General features: G+C 64.7%; 14 protein-coding genes. 6 read left to right on the top strand and 8 right to left on the bottom strand.

Going from position 1 to position 15653, the window contains the following annotated elements; translation table 11 throughout:
* Positions 1-8 precede the first annotated feature (8 nt).
* The 8 genes from CFN17_RS06655 to dnaA all read right to left on the bottom strand — a co-directional run bounded on the left by CFN17_RS06655 (position 9) and on the right by dnaA (position 11911).
* On the bottom strand, positions 9-641 hold the full coding sequence (locus CFN17_RS06655; protein WP_208750618.1) for a DUF3566 domain-containing protein: 633 nt from the start codon (positions 639-641) through the stop codon (positions 9-11).
* A complete protein-coding gene (gene gyrA / locus CFN17_RS06650) occupies positions 638-3385 on the bottom strand; it encodes a DNA gyrase subunit A (protein ID WP_208750617.1) in 2748 nt (915 codons plus the stop codon). Before gyrA ends, CFN17_RS06655 begins: the two co-directional genes overlap by 4 nt.
* Positions 3386-3444: 59 nt before the next feature.
* Positions 3445-5532, bottom strand: coding sequence for a DNA topoisomerase (ATP-hydrolyzing) subunit B (gene gyrB / locus CFN17_RS06645; protein ID WP_208750615.1), 2088 nt, complete (start codon positions 5530-5532; stop codon positions 3445-3447).
* A 449-nt stretch (positions 5533-5981) separates the two neighbouring features.
* The gene (locus CFN17_RS06640) at positions 5982-6542 is read right to left on the bottom strand and encodes a DUF721 domain-containing protein (RefSeq protein ID WP_208750613.1); all 561 of its coding nucleotides are present in this window, start codon (positions 6540-6542) and stop codon (positions 5982-5984) included.
* Positions 6539-7744: a DNA replication/repair protein RecF gene (gene recF, locus CFN17_RS06635; RefSeq protein WP_208750611.1), complete on the bottom strand. Its 1206-nt coding sequence runs from the start codon at positions 7742-7744 to the stop codon at positions 6539-6541. The genes CFN17_RS06640 and recF overlap by 4 nt, the downstream gene beginning before the upstream one ends.
* Before the next feature lie 26 nt (positions 7745-7770).
* Positions 7771-8655, bottom strand: coding sequence for a phosphogluconate dehydrogenase (NAD(+)-dependent, decarboxylating) (gene gnd / locus CFN17_RS06630; protein WP_208750609.1), 885 nt, complete (start codon positions 8653-8655; stop codon positions 7771-7773).
* 102 nt (positions 8656-8757) lie between these two features.
* On the bottom strand, positions 8758-9882 hold the full coding sequence (gene dnaN, locus CFN17_RS06625) for a DNA polymerase III subunit beta (RefSeq protein WP_208750607.1): 1125 nt from the start codon (positions 9880-9882) through the stop codon (positions 8758-8760).
* A gap of 607 nt (positions 9883-10489) precedes the next feature.
* The gene (gene dnaA, locus CFN17_RS06620) at positions 10490-11911 is read right to left on the bottom strand and encodes a chromosomal replication initiator protein DnaA (protein WP_208750604.1); all 1422 of its coding nucleotides are present in this window, start codon (positions 11909-11911) and stop codon (positions 10490-10492) included.
* A 448-nt stretch (positions 11912-12359) separates the two neighbouring features.
* Between dnaA and rpmH the strand changes: the two genes are divergently transcribed.
* The 6 genes from rpmH to rsmG are packed head-to-tail and all read left to right on the top strand — an operon-like array spanning position 12360 to position 15600.
* Positions 12360-12497 (top strand): 50S ribosomal protein L34, encoded by a 138-nt coding sequence (gene rpmH / locus CFN17_RS06615; protein WP_003800212.1) that lies wholly within the window; start codon positions 12360-12362, stop codon positions 12495-12497.
* 41 nt (positions 12498-12538) lie between these two features.
* Positions 12539-12949 (top strand): ribonuclease P protein component, encoded by a 411-nt coding sequence (gene rnpA, locus CFN17_RS06610; protein WP_208750603.1) that lies wholly within the window; start codon positions 12539-12541, stop codon positions 12947-12949.
* Positions 12942-13352, top strand: a complete 411-nt coding sequence (yidD, locus tag CFN17_RS06605) for a membrane protein insertion efficiency factor YidD (protein WP_395926454.1) — start codon at positions 12942-12944, stop codon at positions 13350-13352. The genes rnpA and yidD overlap by 8 nt, the downstream gene beginning before the upstream one ends.
* A 16-nt stretch (positions 13353-13368) precedes the next feature.
* Positions 13369-14346 (top strand): membrane protein insertase YidC, encoded by a 978-nt coding sequence (yidC, locus tag CFN17_RS06600; RefSeq protein ID WP_208750601.1) that lies wholly within the window; start codon positions 13369-13371, stop codon positions 14344-14346.
* Positions 14346-14933, top strand: a complete 588-nt coding sequence (locus tag CFN17_RS06595) for a R3H domain-containing nucleic acid-binding protein (protein WP_208750600.1) — start codon at positions 14346-14348, stop codon at positions 14931-14933. Before yidC ends, CFN17_RS06595 begins: the two co-directional genes overlap by 1 nt.
* Before the next feature lie 16 nt (positions 14934-14949).
* Positions 14950-15600 (top strand): 16S rRNA (guanine(527)-N(7))-methyltransferase RsmG, encoded by a 651-nt coding sequence (gene rsmG / locus CFN17_RS06590; protein WP_208750598.1) that lies wholly within the window; start codon positions 14950-14952, stop codon positions 15598-15600.
* Positions 15601-15653: the final 53 nt, after the last annotated feature.

The following is a 15653-nucleotide window of genomic DNA, read 5'->3' as shown; positions in this document are numbered from 1 at the left end:
GCCGGGTTTTAGTCGTCCGTGAGGGTCACGCCGATGCCGCCCACGAGCGTCGCGGCGATGTTGTACAGCACCGCTGACAGCATGGACAGCGCCGTCAGCAGCACCACGTTGATGACGGCGATGATGGTGGCGAACGAGGCCACCTGGCCCAGGGAGGCCACCTTCTTCAGTTCGAAGCCGCCGCCCTCGGTGCCCGCCAGGGTTCCCAGCAGGCTGTCCACCTGGTCAAAGATGCCAGTCAGGTCCAGGACGGTCCAGAGGACGATTGCCGCCACGACGGTGACGATGCCCAGGGCCACGGAGAGCAGGAATGCCATCTTCAGAACGGACCAGGGGTCCACCTTGCTGACCAGCAGCCTGGCGCGGCGGACCTTCGCCTTGGGGGCAGGCTTGACCAGGCCCGCAGTGTTCTGCCCGCCGGACTGGGCAGGGCGCTGGCCGGGAACGGCAGGACGCTGTCCCGGCGCGGCGGGGCGCTGGCCGGGGGCCGGCGGACGCTGGCCGGTACCGGCGGAGGCGCCCGAGACCCCCGGACGCTGCTGCGGACGCGAGGGAGCGCCTACCCGCGGCGCGGCGGCGGGTTGCCGCACTCCGCCCGGTGCGCCGCTGCTCGGGTTGGGATATGAGTCGGAATTACTCACTCGTTACCTCCGGTGTTGTCTTCGTCCAGCTCGGCATTGCCTGATGACTCATCTGACTCCGGGGCCGGTACTGATTGTGCCGTTGCGGACCCGTCCTGCGGTCCGCTATCTCCAGCCAACGTTACGTCATCCGGCGAGGAAGCCCGAGTTTGAACGCCCTCGCCTGCCTCGGCCGTACCTTCGGCGGCCTCGTCGCTTGCTTCCTGGCCTTCGGCAGAATCGTCGCCTTCCAGCCCGCGTTCGCTGTTACGGGCCACGGCGATGATGCGGTCGTTCTTGTCCGGCTTGGCAAAGATCACGCCCATGGTGTCGCGGCCCTTGGCCGGCACACCGCTCACAGAGGAGCGCACCACCTTGCCGCCCTCCATGACCACCAGGACTTCGTCCTCTTCCTGGACAATGAGCGCGCCGACGAGATGACCGCGCTCCTCCTGGTACTTGCCGACCTTGATGCCAAGGCCGCCGCGGCCCTGGAGCCGGTATTCCTCCACCGCGGTCCGTTTGGCGAAACCGCCTTCGGTGACGATGAAGACGAACGAGCCTTCCTTCACGACGTCGGCGGCGAGCAGCTCGTCGTCTTCACGGAACTTCATGCCGGTCACGCCCGAAGTGGCGCGGCCCATGGGGCGCAAGGCATCGTCGGTGGCGGTAAAGCGCACGGACTGGCCCTTGCGGGAAACCAGCATGAGGTCATCGGTTTCGGAGACCAGCTGGGCGGAGACGAGTTCGTCGCCGTCGCGCAGGTTGATGGCGATCACGCCGGCGGACCGGTTGGTGTCGTAGTCCTCCAGCCGGGTCTTCTTGACCAGGCCGCGCTTGGTGGCCAGCACCAGATACGGCGCATGCTGGTAGTCCCGCAGGTCCAGCACCTGGGCAATGTGTTCATCCGGCTGGAAGGCCAGCAGGTTGGCCACGTGCTGGCCCTTGGCGTCCCGTCCGGCCTCGGCGAGCTCGTAGGCCTTGGCCCGGTACACGCGTCCAAGGTTGGTGAAGAACAGGAGCCAGTGGTGCGTGGTGGTGACGAAGAAGTGCTCCACAACGTCATCCCCGCGCAGCTGGGCACCCTTGATGCCCTTGCCGCCGCGCTGCTGGGAACGGTAGTTGTCGCTGCGGGTCCGCTTGACGTAGCCGCCGCGGGTGATGGTGACGACCATTTCCTCTTCGGGGATCAGGTCTTCGATGGACATGTCCGCATCGAAGCCCATGAGGATCTTGGTGCGCCGGTCATCCCCGTGCTTGGCCACGATTTCGCCCAGCTCGGTGCTGATGATCTCGCGCTGGCGCTGCTCTGAAGCCAAGATGGCGTTGTATTCGGCGATCAGTGCCTCAAGTTCGGCATGCCGGTCCTGGATCTTCTGGCGTTCCAGTGCAGCGAGCCGGCGCAGCTGCATGTCCAGGATGGCCCGGGCCTGCCCCTCATCGATGTCCAGCAGCTCCATGAGGCCGTCGCGGGCGGCCTCCGTGGTGCTGGACGCGCGGATGAGGGCGATGACCTCATCGAGCATGTCCAGGGCCTTCAGGAGGGCGCGGAGGATGTGTGCTTCTTCCTCGGCCTTGCGCAGGCGGTAGCGTGTGCGCCGGGCGATGACGTCCATCTGGTGCGTGACCCAGTGGCGGATGAACGCGTCGAGGCTGAGCGTGCGCGGCACGCCGTCGACGATCGCGAGCATGTTGGCAGCGAAGTTGTCCTGCAGCTGGGTGTGCTTGTAGAGGTTGTTGAGCACCACCTTGGCCACAGCGTCGCGCTTGAGCACGATCACCAGGCGCTGGCCGGTGCGGCCCGAGGTCTCGTCGCGGAGGTCGGCGATGCCGGAAATCTTGCCATCGCGGACGAGCTCGGCGATCTTGATCGCCAGGTTGTCCGGGTTGGCCTGGTACGGCAGTTCTGTGACCACCAGGCACGTCCGGCCCTGGAGTTCCTCGACATTGACCACCGCACGCATTGTGATGGAGCCGCGGCCGGTGCGGTAGGCGTCTTCGATTCCCTTGTGGCCAAGGATGGTGGCGCCGGTCGGGAAATCGGGTCCCTTGATCCGCAGCAGGAGCTCCTCGAGCAACTCCTCGCGGCTGGCCGTCGGGTTCGCGAGGTACCACTGAACGCCGTCGGCGACTTCGCGGAGGTTGTGCGGCGGGATGTTGGTGGCCATGCCGACGGCGATGCCCGAGGAACCGTTGACCAGCAGGTTGGGGAACCTGGCCGGCAGGATGGTCGGCTCCTGGTTCTTGCCGTCGTAGTTGTCCTGGAAATCGACCGTTTCCTCGTCGATGTCCCGGACCATTTCCATGGCCAGCGGCGCCATCTTGGTTTCGGTGTACCGCGGGGCGGCGGCACCGTCGTTGCCGGGCGAGCCGAAGTTGCCCTGGCCGAGCGCCAGCGGGTAGCGCATGGTCCAGTCCTGGATGAGGCGGACCAGAGCGTCGTAGATCGCGGTGTCGCCGTGCGGGTGGTACTGGCCCATGACCTCGCCCACCACGCGGGCGCACTTGTTGAACGAGCGGTCCGGGCGGTAGCCGCCGTCGAACATCGCGTACAGCACTCGGCGGTGGACCGGCTTGAGGCCGTCGCGGACGTCCGGCAGGGCACGGCCGACGATCACGGCCATGGCGTAGTCGAGGTAGGAGCGCTGCATTTCGGTCTGCAGGTCCACCTGCTCGACCCGGTCGGTCAGCACGTCGGTGTCCAGGATTTCGCCTTCAAGGACGGGCTCGGAGCCGGCCGGCACCTCGGGTGTTTCGTCACTCATAGTCTATATTTTCCGTTTCAGGTATATATCAGCTCTGGAATATTAGGGGGCGTTTGCCGCTAGATATCCAGGAACCGCACGTCCTTGGCGTTCTGTTGAATGAAGTTTCGGCGCGATTCGACGTCCTCGCCCATCAGGACGGAGAAGATCTGGTCCGCCGCCAGGGCGTCGTCCATCGTGACCTGCAGGAGGGTCCGGTGTTCGGGGTCCATGGTGGTGTCCCACAGTTCGGTGTAGTCCATCTCGCCGAGGCCCTTGTAGCGCTGGATGCCGTTGTCCTTCGGGATCCGGCGGCCGGCGGCCTGGCCGGAGAGCAGCTTTGCGTCGCGTTCACGGTCGCTGTAGACGTAGTCGTGCGGGGCGTTGGACCACTTGATCCGGTACAGCGGCGGCTGGGCGAGGTACACGAAGCCGTTTTCGATCAGCGGCCGCATGTAGCGGAACAGCAGCGTCATCAGCAGGGTGGTGATGTGCTGGCCGTCGACGTCGGCGTCGGCCATGAGGACGATCTTGTGGTACCGCAGTTTGGCGAGGTCGAAGTCCTCGCCGATGCCGGTGCCGAAGGCCGTGATCATGGACTGGACCTCTGCGTTGCCGAGGGCCTTGTCCAGGCGTGCCCGTTCCACGTTCAGGATCTTGCCGCGGAGCGGCAGGATGGCTTGGGTCTCGGGGTTGCGGCCGCGCTTGGCCGAGCCGCCGGCCGAGTCACCCTCCACGATGTAGACCTCGCACTTCTCCGGGTTCTTGGAGGAGCAGTCGGAGAGCTTGCCGGGCATGCCGAAGGACTCGAGCGGGCTCTTGCGGCGGGCGTTGTCGCGGGCTTTCCGCGCGGCCATGCGGGCCTGGGCGGCAGAAATGGCTTTGCGGATCACGTCCCTGGCAGGTCCGGGGTTACGCTCGAGCCAGTCGCCCAGGCCGTCGGTGACAACGCGCTGGACAAAGCCCTTGACCTCGGAGTTCCCCAGCTTGGTCTTGGTCTGGCCCTCGAACTGGGGTTCGGAGAGTTTGACGGAAATGACGGCCGTCAGGCCTTCGCGGATGTCGTCACCGGTGAGGTTGTCGTCCTTTTCCTTGATGATGTTCTTCTCCCGCGCGTAGCGGTTGATCAGCGACGTCATCGCGGCGCGGAAGCCTTCTTCGTGGGTGCCGCCCTCATGCGTGTTGATGGTGTTGGCGTACGTGTGCACGCTCTCGGAATAGGCGTTGGTCCACTGCATCGCCATTTCCAGGGCAATGTGCCGCTCCGTGTCCTCGGTTTCGAAGGCGATGACGTCCTCGTGGACCACATCGACCTTTTTGCCGGAGTTCAGGTGCCGGACGTAGTCCAGCAGGCCATCGTCGTACTGGTAAACCACGGTGTGGAATTCGGCGGGGACTTCGCCCTCGGTTACCACCGCATCGAGGTCGAGGTCGGCGTCTTCGGACGCCTCCGCCGCGGAGTGGCGCTCATCGGTCAGCGTGATGCGCAGGCCCTTGTTCAGGAACGCCATCTGCTGGAAGCGGGCCCGGAGCGTCTCGAAGTCGAACTCCGTGGTCTCGAAGATGCTGCCGTCCGGGTAAAACGTCTGGGTGGTGCCGGTCTCCGTGGTTTCCTCGCCCTGGACCAGGCTGCCCTGCGGCTTGCCCCCGTCGGCGAAAGACATCCGCCAGACGTGGCCCTGCCGGCGGACCTCGGTCTCGACCCTGCTGGAGAGCGCATTGACCACGGAGATGCCGACGCCGTGCAGGCCGCCGGAGACCGCGTAGCCGCCGCCGCCGAACTTGCCGCCGGCGTGCAGGATGGTCATGACGACCTCGACCGTGGGTTTGTGCTCCGTCGGGTGCATGTCGACCGGAATGCCGCGGCCGTTGTCCACCACTTTGACGCCGCCATCGGCCTGCAGCACGATTTCGATGTGGGTGCAGTACCCTGCCAGAGCCTCGTCGACAGAGTTGTCCACCACTTCATAGACGAGATGGTGGAGACCGCGGGGTCCGGTGGAACCGATGTACATGCCCGGTCGCTTCCGAACCGCTTCAAGGCCTTCGAGGACCGTGATGTCGCTGGCGCCGTATTCGCGCGGTGTCGGCGTCCCGGACGGGGCCGTTTCGGGCGCCCCTACCGTGTCGTCTTCCACTGCCGGGATCTCTGCATTGTCGTTAGCCACAGGCGCTTTCGACTCCTCTATGTTCGTTGAAGGCCGGCCCTTGCCTCTTCCGTGGAAAGGGCTCCTGCCAACAGGCACGTCACTGGCGGCGCCGGTTTCGCCGCTGACTGCGGGACTCCGTCCGCCGCACGCCCGAATGGCGTCGGAAACGGACTCAGTCAACGTTTCACCGGCGCCCAGTTATCTACCACAATTCTATCGTGTTAGCGGACCCAAACCCGCATTCCCCGCGGCCAAACGCGCCGGAAACTGCCGCTGGGAGGCCGCTGGCTCCCCCTGCAAGGCTTTCGGGGCCCAGCCCTAGGGTGCCTATACGGCTCCCGGGCGTTCAAGCGCCCTACACGCCGCTTGCGGAATTTTCAAGGGTTTTTGCAAGAACTGCTTCATATCCGGTGCGCCGTTATGGCTGCTGGAGCCGGGCGGGCGCGGGGCCGGCGGGTATGCCGGGGCTACCCGTAGGTGTCCCGCGGCCCGCGGCCGTTGACTGTCCGGAGGCCCTTGCGCCAGCTCGGGGCGGCCGGCCCGAGCACCTGGATGCTGGTGACAACGCCGTCACCGAGTTCGGTGCGGAACTTTTCCAGCAGGCTGCCGCTGAGCAACCGCAACTGGGTCGCCCACGCCGTCGAATCCGTCCGGACATGCAAGGTGGTGTCCGTGAAACTCTCAGGCGTGCAGTGGGCGGAGATTTCCGGTCCCACCAGGGCCGGCCACTGGGCCATGACGGAGCCGACGGCGACGGGCGAGGTCCAGCCGCGTTCGGCCACCAGGCGCCCCACCACCTTGCCCAGGCCCAGCGGATCCCTGCCGGTGCCGTGGAATTGCGAGAACCCGCGGGTTCCCCGTGCGCTGCCGGCGGGTTTCCGGGCGCCGGTTCCGGACCGCGGGACCGCGCGCCGGATCTCGCCGCGGGCCGCTGCCGCCTCGCGCATCCGGTTGAGGGCGGCCTGGGCCGCATCGATCTCGTCGGGCTCGCGGCCCGGCTGCAGGCCGCCGCCGGTCTCCTCATTCATCGATTGTCCTGCTCATCGATTCCTCCCGGGATGACCTTCACCCGCCGTCCGGTCAGTTCCGCCGGGATGTCTTCCTCGACGGCGGCAGTGACCAGCACTTGCTCGGCGCCGGATACTATTGCGGCCAGTTTACGCCGCCGCTGCACGTCAAGCTCGGCAAAGACGTCGTCCAGGATCAGGATCGGCGGGGAGCCGCCGGTGCGGGCGTCGTCGAGCATGACGTAGTAGGACGCCAGCCGCAGGGACAGGCACATGGACCACGTCTCCCCGTGCGAGGCGTAGCCCTTGGCCGGGGCCGACCCGAGCACGAGCTCCAGTTCGTCACGGTGCGGGCCCACCAGGGAGATGCCCCGTTCCAGTTCCTTGCGGCGCGCCGCGGCAAAGGCCTGGATGTACCGGTCGGTGAGCTGCTCCACTGAAAGCGCGCGCAGGTCCTCGGACGGGACCGCCGTGCTGACGCCGGTGCCGGCGCCGGTGCTGGCGCCGTCGTCGTCGAGGATGTCCTGCAGCGTGGACCGGTACACCGCGCGGGCCTCCTTGGAGCCGTCGGTGAGCTGGGCATAGGCGTTTTTCAGGTGCGGCTGCAGGAGCTCCACAAGTTCCAGCCGCGCGTGCAGCAGTTCGGCTCCGGCCCGCGCCATGTGCTGGTCCCAGACATCGAGCGTCGCCTCATGGCCGGCGCTGAATTTTCCGGCCCGACCCGACTTGAGCAGGGCGTTGCGCTGCTTCAGGACGCGGTCGTAATCGCTCCGGGTCGCGGCATGGCGCGGCATGAGGCTGACCAGGAGTTCGTCCAGGAAGCGGCGGCGGTTGGACGGGTCGCCCTTGACCAGGGCCAGATCCTCCGGTGCGAACAGGACGGTCTGGCAGATACCGAGCAGGTCCCGGGCCCGGACCGGATTGCTGCGGTTGATCCGTCCGCGGTTGGCCCTGCCCGCGTTGATTTCCAGTTCAAGAACAGTGGCCTGCTCGCCGCGGACCAGCCTGGCCCGGATCATCGCCCGTTCGGTGCCGAAGCGCAACAGCGGCGCGTCCGTGCTGACCCGGTGCGAGCTCAGCGTTGCCAGGTACCCGATCGCTTCCATCAGGTTGGTTTTGCCGATCCCGTTGGACCCCACCAGGACGGTGACGCCGGGCTCAAAGTTCAGGTCGACCTGGGCATAACTGCGGAAATCAGTGAGCGAAAGCTTTTCTAGGTACACGCGGGATTCAGGACCTCAGGGCAGGATTACTTGGCCGGCCGGGTCGCGTGGCCGCCGAACTGGTGGCGCAGCGCGGACACCATCTTCATGGCCGGGGAGTTGTCCTCGCGGGAGGAGAACCTGGCGAAGAGGGCCGCGGTGATGGCCGGCGCGGGTACGGCGTTTGCGATCGCTTCTTCCACGGTCCAGCGGCCTTCACCCGAGTCCTCGACGTAGTCGGAGATCGACTCAAGTCCGGGATCCTCGTCGAGGGCCTTCACCATGAGGTCCAGGAGCCAGGAGCGGACGACGGTGCCCTTCTGCCAGGCGCGGAACGTTCCGGGAAGATCGGCGACGATGTCCTTCGCGGCCAGGAGTTCGTAGCCTTCCGCGTAGGCCTGCATCAGGCCGTATTCGATCCCGTTGTGCACCATCTTGGCGTAGTGCCCTGCGCCGATACCGCCCACGTGCACGAAACTGTCGGCACGTTCGCCGGCGGGACGGAGCGCGTCGAAAACAGGGAGGGCACGTTCGATGTCCGCGGCTGCGCCGCCTGCCATGAGGCCGTAGCCGTTCTGCAGGCCCCAGACCCCGCCGGAGACGCCGCAATCGGCGAACCGGATGCCCTTCTCGGCCAGCGCGGCGCCATGCTTCTGGTCTTCGGTGAACCGCGAGTTGCCGCCGTCGATCACGAGGTCACCGGCGTCGAGCTTGTTGCCGAGCTCGGTGACCACGGCATCGGTGATGTCACCGGCGGGGACCATGACCCAGATGATCCGCGGTGCCGGGACGGCGGAGATGAGTTCGTCCACGGTCGCGACGTCGGTGACGTCCGGGTTGCGGTCGAAACCGGTGACCTCGATCCCGCCGTTGCGCAGGCGTTCACGCATGTTGAAGCCCATTTTTCCAAGGCCGATCAGTCCGATGTGCACGGTATGAACTCTTTTCTGCGCTGGGATGCTTCCGGGGTGGCCCCACCCAACCGGCTGGCGGCCGGGGCCGTCCCCAGGACTGGGAACGGCCTTAGCTGCTGGCTAGTTGGGCAGCCGGACGGGCATGACGAGGTAGCGGTAGTCGCCCTTGTCCTCGCCGTCGGCGTCCTGCTGGGCCGTGATCATGGCCGGCTTGGGCGCGGTGGTGAACGAGAAGCGCACAAACTTGGTTTCGATCACGCTCAGGCCCTCGATCAGGTAGTGCGGGTTGAAGGCGACGGTGATGTCCTCGCCGGAGAGCTGGGCTTCGAGCTCTTCGGAGGCCTGGGCGTCCTCGCCGGTGCCGGCATCCAGGTGCAGCTGGCCCTGGGTGAAGGCGAGCCGGACCGGGGTGTTCCGTTCGGCCACGAGCGAGACGCGGCGTACGGCCTCGACCAGCTCCTGGGTCTGCACGGTGGCGTGGATCGGGGTTGAGTCCGGGAACAGCGAGCGGATCTTGGGGTAGTCGCCGTCCACCAGCAGGGAGGTGGTGGTCCTGCCACCGCTCTCGAATCCGATAAGCCGGCTGTCGTCGTCGGCGAGGGCGATGTTGATGTCGCCGCTGCTGCCGAGGGTTTTCGCAACCTCGTTGAGTGTCTTGGCCTTGACCAAGGCGCTGGTGGAGATGCCCGGAGTGGCGGGCTTCCAGGGGACTTCGCGCATGGCGAGGCGGTAGCGGTCGGTGGCGAGGAGGGTGATGAGATCGTCTTCGATCTCCATGCGCACGCCGGTGAGGATCGGCAGGGTGTCGTCCTTGCTGGCCGCGATGATCACCTGGGACACCGCCTGGGCGAAGGAATCGCCGGGAACTGTGCCGCTGATGGTGGGCAGGGCAGGCAGGGGCGGGTATTCGGCCTCGGGCATCGTGGCCAGGTGGAAGCTGCTTCGGCGGCAGGTGAGAGTCACCTTGTTGCCGTCGGTTTCAACCTCGACAGGGGCCGAAGGCAGGCTGCGGCAGATGTCCGCGAGGAGGCGCCCCGAGACCAGGATGGTGCCCTCGGCGCTGATGTCGGCAGGGATTTCAAGCCTGGCGGAGGTCTCGTAATCAAAACTCGACAGGCTGACGGTACCGGCTTCAGCCTTCAGGAGCAGGCCTGAAAGGACGGGAACGGGCGGCCGCGGAGACAACGACCGGGCGGTCCATGTCACGGCTTCTGCCAGGACGTCCCGTTCGACTCTGAACTTCACGGAAGGGTGCCGCCTTTCATTGCTGCTGTCTGTGCTGAAAATCGCTGAAAATTTCCCAAGCTGGCGCGGACCCCGGCATAGCTGCCGGACTCCGTCAACAGGGAAATCGCCCGCCCACCCCGGGCCCGTGGCCCGGTGGGAACCACAAAAGATGTCCGGGACGGACGCACTGCAGACAGCTTAGCCCCAAGGTGAGTATTTCTCCCATCCCCGGCTTACACGAGTGTGGTTTGCCCGCCCGTTCTCCGGCGCCGGCCCGGAACGGGCCAGGGGCTGGCTGGACGCGGGAGGGAGATTGTTGTTTGAGGGATTTTCATTTTTTGGGATTAGTAGTGTTAATAACTGCTGTGGAAACTGTGGATAACTCGCTCCTGCGGTGCGATTCCGCGGTTAAGCCCTGTTCATGGACTGTGGGCGGCGCAGGTTTTAAACAGGGTGTGGATGGGGACAACATTTTCGGCGTTTTCGCCGATCCACAGGCGGCTTAAGGGTTTTAAGCCCATTAACCGCGGTTGTCCCCTTAAGTATCCACAGGCTTGTCCACAGGCCCCTGTTAATAAGGTAAGAGTGCGCGACGGTCGGGACAGGAATCAGCCCAGGAATCAGCTCAGGAATTGCGCTGCTGCTGCTTGATCCGGTTGGTCAGCTCGGTCACCTGGTTGTAGATGACCCGGCGCTCGGCCATGAGTTCGCGGATCTTGCGGTCAGCGTGGATCACCGTGGTGTGATCGCGGCCGCCCAGTTCCTGGCCGATCTTCGGCAGCGACATGTCCGTGAGCTCCCGGCACAGGTACATCGCGATCTGCCGTGCGGTCACGAGCGTGCGGGTGCGCGACTTGCTGCAGAGCTCTTCCATGCTGAGCTTGAAGTAATCGGCCGTCTGCGTGAGGATCTGGGCCGACGTGATTTCCTGGGCGCCGTCGTCGGTGATGAGGTCCTTGAGCACCATCTCCGCCAGGGCCACATCCACCGGCTGCCGGTTCAGGCTGGCGAAGGCCGTGACGCGGATGAGGGCACCCTCAAGTTCGCGGATGTTGCTGGAAATTTTTGAGGCGATGTATTCGAGGGCATCGTCCGGGGCGGAAAGCCCTTCGCTGAGGGCCTTCTTCCGGAGGATGGCGATACGGGTTTCCAGTTCGGGCGGCTGGATGTCCGTCAGCAGCCCCCACTCGAAGCGCGACTTCATCCGGTCCTCGAAACCCGCGAGCAGCTTCGGCGGCTGGTCCGAGGTGATGACCACCTGCTTGTTGTTGTTGTGCAGGGCATTGAACGTGTGGAAGAACTCCTCCAGCGTGCGGTCCTTGCCCGCCAGGAACTGGATGTCGTCAATCAGCAGCACGTCCACGTTGCGGTACGTGGTCTTGAAGCTGGTGCCTTCATCGTCGCGGATGGAGTTGATGAAGTCGTTGGTGAATTCTTCGGAATTGACGTACCGGACCCGGATTCCGCTGTAGAGCCGGCGTGCGTAGTGGCCGATCGCGTGGAGCAGGTGGGTCTTGCCCAGGCCGGAGTCACCGTAGATGAACAGCGGGTTGTACGCCTTCGCCGGCGCCTCTGCCACAGCTACGGCTGCCGCATGGGCGAACCGGTTGGAGGAACCGATCACGAAGGTGTCGAAGACGTACTTCGGGTTGAGGCGGCCAAATTCGTGCGAGGTGCTCGGCAGCATCGGCTGGGGCTTGGATTCCACGGCAGGATCGGCGGCAAGCGAAAGTTCGACGGCGGGCTCGGGCTCGGTGTGCAGCGGCACCAGATCGGTGTCGACGTCGATCGCGCAGCGGATCTCGTCGGAGAAAACACTCCGCAGGGCGTCGTCAAGGGCTTCCTTGACCTGGGTCTGCAGGACTTCGCGGGTGAGCTCGTTGGGGACTGCCACCAGAAGGGTCGAACCGATCAGGCCCTGCGCCTGAGCAAGGATGACGAAGCCGCGCTGCCGGGGAGAAACACGGTGGTCGTTCTCCAGAAGGCTCACTACCCGCCGCCAGGAACTTCCGACAGTGTTGGCTTGGTTGGCTTCGTCTACTGTCATCAATCGGTTCCTCAAACTTGCTGGCCTGCATTACGTGCATCCTGGCGGTCCGGAGCAGCGCATCGGACCGGCTCAATCCACAGGGTTATGCACAGTCCGTGGATAAGGGGTTACTGAGACACTGTAGGGGATGAAAACGCCAGAAGATAGCTGGGTTGAGTCCTGTGGATAATTACACCGTTGTGGTTCTCAAACGGGCCCTGTGACCGGGCTCATCCACAGGCCGGCGGGCAGGTTAGCCACAGCTGGGGAAAGCCCGCCGGTTTGACTCACATGGCGGATTTGGCCTAACGTTGTGAAGTCCTTTGTGTCCGCTTTTCGCTTTCATTTGAACCCCCCGATGCCCCGCGTCGTGCGGGTCGGAGCAGCGGCACACACAAAACTTAGCGTCGGCCAGTTCTTCCCCTTGATCGGGTGGGCGCACCTTTGATCCACTGGAGTAACTAACGTGAGCAAGCGGACTTTTCAGCCGAATAACCGCCGTCGAGCCAAGAAGCACGGCTTCCGCCTTCGTATGCGTACCCGTGCCGGCCGCGCCATCCTGGCAGCCCGTCGTGGCAAGGGCCGCACCGAACTGTCGGCCTAAATAACTGACTCGTCGGTTCAAATCCCTGTGCGAGTTTAGCGGTGCTAGCCACCAGGAACCGTCTGCGGACATCAACCGATTTTTCAACAACTGTACGTTCCGGTGTCCGCAATGGACGCCGGAACGTAGTGTTATATACGGCAGCTCTCGCTGCCGATGAACCAAGCCGGATCGGATTCATCGTTTCCAAAAGTGTAGGGAACGCTGTTGTCAGGAACCTCGTTAAGAGGAGACTGAGAGAAGCCGGTGCATTGTCGTTGCAGAAATACGGCCTCGGGTTCGCTATCGTGGTCCGGGCCTTGCCCGCTGCCGCAGGGGCCAGCTGGGAGCAGTTGCTTGCCGACTACGATGCCGCTTTGGAGGCAACCATGAAGCGGCTGGGCAATCGACTTCCCCCGGCTGCTTCACCAGGTTCTAACGAGACAACACAGGAAGGGACCCCGCGTGCGTAACTCAACTGCCGCCGTCGTCCCCCGCCTGAGCATTGAGGCTCTCGGGCCGGCCCTGCGCCGGCTGGGCAGCGTGGTCTGGAACCTGCCCCGCAATATCCTCATTGTGCTGCTGATGGCCTACCGCAAGGTGGTCTCGCCGCTTTACGGCCAGGTGTGCCGCTTTTTCCCCAGCTGTTCGGCTTACGCCCTGGAGGCGATAACAGTACATGGTGCCGTGAAGGGAAGCTGGCTGGCTGTCAGGCGCCTGTTGCACTGCCACCCATGGAATGCCGGCGGAGTGGACCATGTCCCCGCCGGGCACCGGGAATGGCCGGCCGGCCGCACCCCCACAATTGTTGTGCTGAACAATCCGGACAAGTACTTGGCTGCTCAGCCTGATGGAGAAGGCCGCGGCGCGGCCTGACGAATAGGGAAATCGTATGGACATCTTTGGAACAATACTGGCCCCGTTCAAATGGCTGGTCTCAGCCATCATGGTGGGCTTCCACGATGGCCTGAGCGCCATCGGCATGCCGGCGGCCAGTGGCTGGACGTGGACCTTTGCCATCATCGGGCTGGTGCTGGTGATCCGCGCGGCCCTGATTCCCGTCTTCGTCAAGCAGATCAAGGCCCAGCGTGGGATGCAGCTCCTGCAGCCGGACCTGAAGAAAATGCAGGACAAGTACAAGGGCAAGACCGATCAGCTGTCCCGCCAGGCCATGGCGCAGGAGCAGATGGCCCTGTACAAGAAGCACGGCACCAATCCGTTCTCGGCCTGCCTGCCCATGCTGATCCAGATGCCGTTCTTCTTTGCCCTGTTCCAGGTGCTCTCCGGCATCACCTCGGCGGCCAGCAGCGGCCAGGGCATCGGCGCCATGAGCCACGAACAGGTCGTCCAGTTCGACCAGTCCACGATTTTCGGTGCCCCGCTCTCCGCCACGCTGCTTCACGGCACGCCCCCGGGTGGCAATGTGGTGTCGGTATGGATCCTGTCCATCGTGATGATCCTGGCCATGACGGCCTCGCAGTTCATCACGCAGAAGCAGATCATGGCCAAGAACATGTCCGAAGAGGCCTTGGCCAGCCCGTTCATGCGCCAGCAAAAAATGATGCTCTACATCCTGCCGGTCGTCTTCGGTGTGGGCGGCATCAACTTCCCCATTGGCGTCCTGATCTACTGGACCACCACCAACCTCTGGACCATGGGGCAGCAGTTCTTCGTGATCCGCCGGATGCCCACCCCCGGATCCCCGGCCGCCAAGGCTCTCGCCGAACGCCGGGCCGCCAAGGGCCTGCCGGCTCTGCCCCTCATGGGCGGCAAGAAGGCAGAAGCACAGGCAGCCGAAGCCGTGGTTGCCCCCGTGGATGCCAAGACCCAGCGCGTCCAGCCGCAACGTAAAAACAGGAAGAGGAAGTAATGTCCGCCGAGAGCACCGAACACGCTATTTCCGCCGAGTTTGACGAGGACCGCGACGACGCCCAGGAGGCGTCCCGCGACGCGTCTCCCGAGGGGAACAGCCCCGTCAAGAGTGTCTCCGCAAGCCGTCTCGAAGAGGAGGGCGACGTCGCCGCCGACTACCTCGAGGAACTGCTGGACATCGCGGACATTGACGGTGACATCGACATCGAGGTCCGCAACGGGCGCACCTACATCTCGATCGTTGCCGAAGAGGAATCGGCCGGGCTGGAGAGCCTGGTAGGCCGGGACGGCGAAGTGCTCGAGGCACTCCAGGAACTGACCCGGCTGGCCGTACTCTCCGCCACCGAAAACCGCTCCCGCTTGGTCCTGGATATCAACGGCTACCGTGCTGATCGTGCCGGCGATTTGCAGAAGATCGCTGAGGATGCCGTCGCCGAGGTCAAGAAGTCCGGCGAAGCCGTGGCCCTGGCCCCGATGAGCGCCTACGAGCGCAAGATCGTGCACGACGCCGTGGCCGATCTGGGTCTGGTGAGCGAATCCGAAGGCGAAGGCGCCGACCGGCACATCGTCGTCTCCGCAGACTGAACCATTGACTAGCTTGATGGTTGAAATCACCGAACCCGAACTCAAGGCAGCCGAGTCCATTTTCGGCGACCGGCTGGACCTGGCCAAGCGCTACGTCGAACACCTGGCGACCTCCGGAACCGAACGGGGCCTGATCGGGCCGCGAGAGGTGCCGCGCCTGTGGAGCCGGCACGTGCTCAACTGTGCCGTCATCGAGAGCCAGATTGCCCACGGAAGCCATGTTGCCGACGTCGGCAGCGGCGCAGGCCTGCCCGGTCTGTGCCTGGCCATTGCCCGTCCGGATCTCGAACTGACCCTGATCGAACCGCTGGAACGCCGGGTCATCTGGCTCCAGGAGGTCGTCGATGATCTCGGGCTCGACAACGTCACCATCATGCGCACGCGGGCGGAGCTCGCCGTGGGACTCGTGAACGCAGACGTCGTCACGGCCCGTGCGGTATCAGCACTGTCCAACCTGGCCGGACTGACCATCCCGCTGCTGAACGGCAAGGGCGAGGTCGTTGCCATCAAGGGACGCAGCGCCGGCGAGGAAATCGAGAAGGCAGCCAAAGTGATCCGCAAGCTGGGCGGCGTTGAGACGTCCGTGGTTGTGGTGGGCGAGGACCTGCTCGAAGAACCCACCACCGTCGTGCGAATCGTAGTGAACAAGCCTCAAAAGATTGCCTAGCACCGGCCCCGGTGCCCGGGGAGTTTGAGGGGAAGAGGTTAGGCTAGTAACCG

This window comes from Arthrobacter sp. PM3, assembly GCF_003352915.1.
Taxonomy (GTDB): domain Bacteria; phylum Actinomycetota; class Actinomycetes; order Actinomycetales; family Micrococcaceae; genus Arthrobacter.
This window is presented reverse-complemented; position numbering and strand designations above follow the sequence as displayed.